This window comes from Rothia nasisuis (genome assembly GCF_928381405.1).
Classification (GTDB): Bacteria; Actinomycetota; Actinomycetes; order Actinomycetales; family Micrococcaceae; genus Rothia; species Rothia nasisuis.
Genome location: NZ_CAKMSB010000042.1, coordinates 1 through 448, shown reverse-complemented (window position 1 = coordinate 448; position 448 = coordinate 1). Strand labels below are relative to the sequence as shown.

At 64.1% G+C, this 448-nt stretch carries 1 protein-coding gene; it reads left to right on the top strand.

What is annotated here, in order from left to right:
- Positions 1-77: 77 nt before the first annotated feature.
- A partial coding sequence (locus L6966_RS12315; RefSeq protein WP_419721899.1) for a tyrosine-type recombinase/integrase occupies positions 78-448 on the top strand: 371 nt, incomplete at its 3' end.

Here is a 448-nt window from a genome sequence, read left to right as displayed (position 1 = left end):
GCGTCAACGACTACACGAGATCGGCTACCGTCTCGCATGTTCGTTCCTTCCTCCGGTTCTTGCATTGGGCCGGCCTCATGGAGGAGGAACTCGCCCGACTCGTGCCGCGGGTGCCATGTTGGCGGATGGCACATTTGCCGCCCCGACTGGCGGGGGAGGAGGTAAGGCGAGTAGTCGATGCAATTGACGTCACGGATCCTTCTGGTGTGCGCGACCGCGCCGTGCTGCTATTGCTCGCGACGACAGGGATGCGTAGTCGGGAACTGCGATTGCTCGAGCTTCAGGACATTCGATGGCGAGCCGGCGAAGTGGTCGTACGTCGCACCAAGGCGCGGCGGGACCGCGTCGTTCCGCTACTGGAGGAGGTGGGCGACGCGCTTGCGGAGTACGTGCTTCACGCCAGGCCAAAGACCCAGGCTCCACAGGTCTTCCTTTGCCACCGGCCACC